The sequence below is a fragment of the Acinetobacter sp. WCHA39 genome (genome assembly GCF_002165385.1).
Classification (GTDB): Bacteria; Pseudomonadota; Gammaproteobacteria; order Pseudomonadales; family Moraxellaceae; genus Acinetobacter.
Genome location: NZ_NHRP01000065.1, coordinates 1 through 4,452 on the forward strand (window position 1 = coordinate 1; position 4,452 = coordinate 4,452).

Annotated in this window: 4 protein-coding genes and 4 pseudogenes; 6 read left to right on the forward strand and 2 right to left on the reverse strand. The window is 36.5% G+C overall.

Annotated features, from left to right (window positions below; translation table 11 throughout):
- From CDG56_RS16395 to CDG56_RS16420, 6 genes and pseudogenes are all read left to right on the forward strand, one after another.
- A pseudogene (locus CDG56_RS16395) lies at positions 1–140 on the forward strand (IS4 family transposase); the annotation flags it as partial.
- Positions 141–199: 59 nt separating this feature from the next.
- Positions 200–385, forward strand: coding sequence for a TonB-dependent receptor plug domain-containing protein (locus CDG56_RS16400; protein WP_264754486.1), 186 nt, complete (start codon positions 200–202; stop codon positions 383–385).
- Positions 372–806, forward strand: a pseudogene (locus CDG56_RS16405) (TonB-dependent receptor domain-containing protein); the annotation flags it as partial. The gene CDG56_RS16400 and the pseudogene CDG56_RS16405, both read left to right, overlap by 14 nt.
- A gap of 332 nt (positions 807–1,138) precedes the next feature.
- A complete protein-coding gene (locus CDG56_RS17420) occupies positions 1,139–1,336 on the forward strand; it encodes a hypothetical protein (protein ID WP_087536083.1) in 198 nt (65 codons plus the stop codon).
- A 330-nt stretch (positions 1,337–1,666) separates the two neighbouring features.
- On the forward strand, positions 1,667–2,986 hold the full coding sequence (locus CDG56_RS16415; protein WP_005161017.1) for an NCS2 family permease: 1,320 nt from the start codon (positions 1,667–1,669) through the stop codon (positions 2,984–2,986).
- A gap of 81 nt (positions 2,987–3,067) precedes the next feature.
- Complete coding sequence (locus tag CDG56_RS16420; RefSeq protein WP_005161014.1) at positions 3,068–4,066, forward strand: adenosine deaminase; 999 nt, start codon at positions 3,068–3,070, stop codon at positions 4,064–4,066.
- A gap of 42 nt (positions 4,067–4,108) precedes the next feature.
- Here the strand turns inward: CDG56_RS16420 and CDG56_RS16425 are convergent.
- Together CDG56_RS16425 and CDG56_RS16430 are read right to left on the reverse strand one after the other, a co-directional pair.
- Positions 4,109–4,294 (reverse strand): annotated as a pseudogene (locus CDG56_RS16425) (cytochrome b); the annotation flags it as partial.
- A gap of 18 nt (positions 4,295–4,312) precedes the next feature.
- Positions 4,313–4,452, reverse strand: a pseudogene (locus CDG56_RS16430) (IS4 family transposase); the annotation flags it as partial.

Below are 4,452 nucleotides of genomic sequence, written 5' to 3' on the forward strand. Positions count from 1 at the left end.
CAGTAAGTTTATTTCGCTACGGTTTGGACTATGTTCAAATGGCTATTCTACGTTTGATTGGTTTTGGAAAAAAAGAAGAATTTAAGAAAGTGCTAGCAATTTTAAGAAAGAAAAAGCCTGATAGGACAAGGGCCCTATGAAATTTGTCGTGTACAAAGTTCAGAAATATAAAATCTATGGTGCAAATGATTTAAGTGTCATGTTACAGGGAACACCTGGGGTATCAACGAGCTATGATATGCGTGGTGATGGCATCAACTTGCGCGGATTTAATGCAGATACTGGCGATATCTATCGTGATGGTGTCCGTGAAAGTGGTCAAGTTCGCCGTAGTACTGCCAATATTGAGCGCATTGAAATATTGAAGGGTCCAGCATCAGTCTAAAGGGATGGAGTTTAGCTTTATTGGACGTGCTTTAGATAACTTGTTTGTACGGGGAGGCTATAGCTATATGGATACAGAGATTTCTAAAGACAATAAAGCGGCCAATGTTGGTAAAGTACTCAATAATACTCCATGCCATACTGGAAACTTATTTATACGCTATTTACCAGTCGAGAAGATCTATGGTGAAATTGGCGCAACTTATGTTGGTGATGCGAAGATATATTCCAATGGCAATTTAGATAATACGCCTATCGATTTTCAAGGATTCACGCGTTTAGATGCTGCAATTGGTTATAGCGCTGATCCTTGGAACGTTACGCTTGCTGTAAATAACCTAACTAATAAAGACTATTGGCGCTCAGAGTCAATGCCTGGAACACCACGTAATGTTCTAGTTCGATTGAATTATCAGTTTTAAACTTGTTTAGATCGCATATGAGTAAAAGCGTCTTTAGTTAAACTAAAGATGCTTTTTTATTTGATTTTTGATAATAATCCTTCTTTAATTTTAACAAATGTTATAAAAAATGCTTAAATTTCAAGCTATCTAATTGAATTATATAAAATGCAATTGCATTAAGAATATAAATAATTTAAGATTTATTTGGATGAAAAATATACAAAATCAATTCATAAACAATCATATAATTGTGAATTATTTCTAATTTTTGATTATTTAATGTTAATTAATTCTCTTTTTTGTTTATTATTGTTAATATTCAAGAAAAGCATACAATAGAGATAATAATAATGAAGAAATTCCTTCCATTGCTTGTTGTCTGTTCGATTGTTGTTTTAGGTTACGCTGCATATGTAGATGCCCAAGATAAAAGACACCAAGAGCTTACGAAAATTGTAAATGATGCGGAACAGAGTTTGCATATGATCCAGAATAATCCTAATTATACCAAGCATACACATTTGTCATCGTATAAGAACGATCAATAGTCATTGATATTAATCAATAATTATTGCAATTCAGTGTATGTGTCTTTCTAGAATGTATGATAACTAGCCTTTTTTTGATTTGAAGCCGTCAAGTTTTGCTTAAAATCTGTTAAAATATTTACCATTGAATAAAAAGCTGCATCTCGTTATGCAGCTTTTTACATTTTGATAGCGGGTCACATTTATACATCTTGTTGGTGTCACAAGTATTCGGCTGGCATAGAGATTGCTTTGTCGTTGTGTATGCCATTTCGCAAATTCAAAAAAGATTGAAATGCAAGTGTATAGATTTCAATTCCTAAGATCTCAGATTTTAACAGGTGCTATGTTATGACAACGCCTAATGCTTCGGTTGGTGTTTTAGAACGCTTATTTAAATTAAGTGAGAACAAAACCAACTTCAGAACAGAAGTTCTAGCGGGTGTAACTACATTTTTGACGATGTGTTACATCATTATTGTAAACCCACTTATTCTTTCCGAAACTGGAATGGATCATGGTGCCGTGTTTGTTGCAACCTGTTTAGCTGCTGCTATTGGTTGCTTGGTAATGGGGATTGTTGCCAATTATCCAATCGCACTTGCACCGGGGATGGGCCTAAATGCCTACTTTACCTATTCGGTCTGTTTAGGCATGGGTGTACCTTGGCAGACGGCGCTTGCGGCTGTTTTTGTATCAGGTTTAATCTTTTTGGCAATCAGCTTTTTTAAAATTCGTGAAGCGATTGTCAATGCCATTCCTATGTCGCTTAAATTTGCGATTGGCGGGGGTATTGGTTTATTTCTTGCCCTCATTGCGCTTAAAAATGCAGGCATCATTGTAGACAATCCAGCGACTTTAGTTGGTCTGGGAAATATCAAGCAACCTACGGTTTTACTAGCTTTATTTGGCTTTTTAATGATTGTGGTTTTACACCAGTTAAAAGTTCGTGGTGCGATCATCATTAGTATTCTTGCTGTGACTGGAATAGCGACAGCTTTAGGCTTAAATGAATTTAAAGGTGTTGTTGGACAAATTCCATCGATTGCACCCACCTTTATGCAAATGGACTTTGAAGGTTTATTTACTGCAAGTATGGTTGGTGTGATTTTTGTCTTCTTTATTGTCGATTTATTTGATAGTACAGGGACTTTAGTTGGTGTATCGCACCGTGCAGGTTTACTACAAGATGGTAAGTTACCTCGTTTGAAGAAAGCGTTGTTTGCTGATTCAACAGCAATTGTTGCAGGCGCAGCATTAGGTACATCTTCAACCACACCTTATATCGAATCTGCCTCTGGCGTTGCTGCGGGTGGTCGTACAGGTTTGACTGCCGTTGTCGTTGCATTCTTATTTATTGGCTGCTTATTCTTGGCACCATTAGCTCAATCTGTTCCAAGTTTTGCAACAGCTCCTGCATTATTATTTATCGGTGTGTTGATGATTCAAGGAATCACACATATTGATTGGGATGATATTACAGAAGCAGTACCTGCATTTTTAACGATTGTATTTATGCCATTTACGTATTCAATTGCGGATGGTATTGCAATGGGCTTTATTAGTTATGCATTAGTCAAATTATTTACAGGCAAAGCAAAAACAGTTCCTTACATGGTTTGGATTATTGCTGCACTGTGGGTATTTAAATTTATTGCATTTGGTGGTTAAGCCATTTAAAAGTTATTGATAAAACCTTTAGAGGGTGTACCGAACAGGCAACACCCTTTTTTATTTAAACGTGGAGTTAATATGAATCAAATCGAGCTGATTCGTGCTTTACCCAAAGCCGAATTGCATGTGCATATTGAAGGGACTTTTGAACCAGAACTGATGTTTGCAATTGCACAGCGTAATCAGATTCAGATTCCGTATCAATCAGTTGAGGAAGTAAAGCAAGCCTACAACTTCCATAATCTTCAATCATTTCTTGATATCTATTATGCTGGTGCGAACGTGCTGGTGCATGAACAAGATTTTTATGATCTAGCTTGGGCATATTTCGAGAAATGTGCTGAAGATCGTGTCGTGCATACAGAGATGTTCTTCGACCCACAAACACATACTGAGCGTGGGGTTGAATTTGCAACGGTACTGGCAGGTTTAAAGCGTGCTTGTAAAGATGCTCAAGAAAAATTAGGGATTAGTTCTCAATTGATCATGTGCTTCTTGCGTCATTTAAGTGAAGAAAAAGCATTTGAAACACTTGAGCAAGCCTTGCCATTTAAAGATGACATTATTGCAATTGGTTTAGATTCAAGCGAAGTAGGGCATCCTCCTTCGAAATTTGAACGTGTTTTTGCTAAAGCACGTGAAGCAGGTTTCTTGATTGTGGCACATGCAGGTGAAGAAGGCCCACCAGAATATATCTGGGAAGCTTTGGATTTACTCAAAGTAAACCGTATTGATCATGGTGTTCGCTCAGAAGAAGATGAGCAGTTAATGGTACGTTTAATCGCAGAAAAAATGCCATTAACAGTTTGCCCTTTAAGTAATTTAAAGCTTTGTGTTGTCAATGACATGGGTGAGCATAACATCCGCCGTTTATTACAAAAAGGTGTGCATGTTACTGTAAACTCGGATGATCCTTCATATTTCGGTGGTTATATGAATGATAACTTTGTAGCAATTCAGCAGGCTCTAGATTTATCGAATGATGAGCTTAAGCAACTTGCAATTAACTCTTTTGAGGCATCCTTTATTTCTGATGATGAGAAACAGAAATGGATTGCAGAAGTAAAAAAGATTTAAATGTAAAAAACCGCGTTAAGCGGTTTTTTTATGTGTCAGGATTTATTTAGGTTGGCGCAACATACTCAATAAGACATTATCTTTATCAATGATGTGATGTTTTATTGCTGCTAAAGCATGACCAACAATAAGTAAACCTGCAAACCAAGAAAGATAAATGTGTAATGGTTTCACTATTTCAAGCAGGTCAAAATTATCTTGAACTAGGCGAGGAATTTCAAATAAATACTTTGTACACGACAAATTTCATAGGGCCCTTGTCCTATCAGGCTTTTTCTTTCTTAAAATTGCTAGCACTTTCTTAAATTCTTCTTTTTTTCCAAAACCAATCAAACGTAGAATAGCCATTTGAACATAGTCCAAACCGTAGCGAAATAAACTTACTG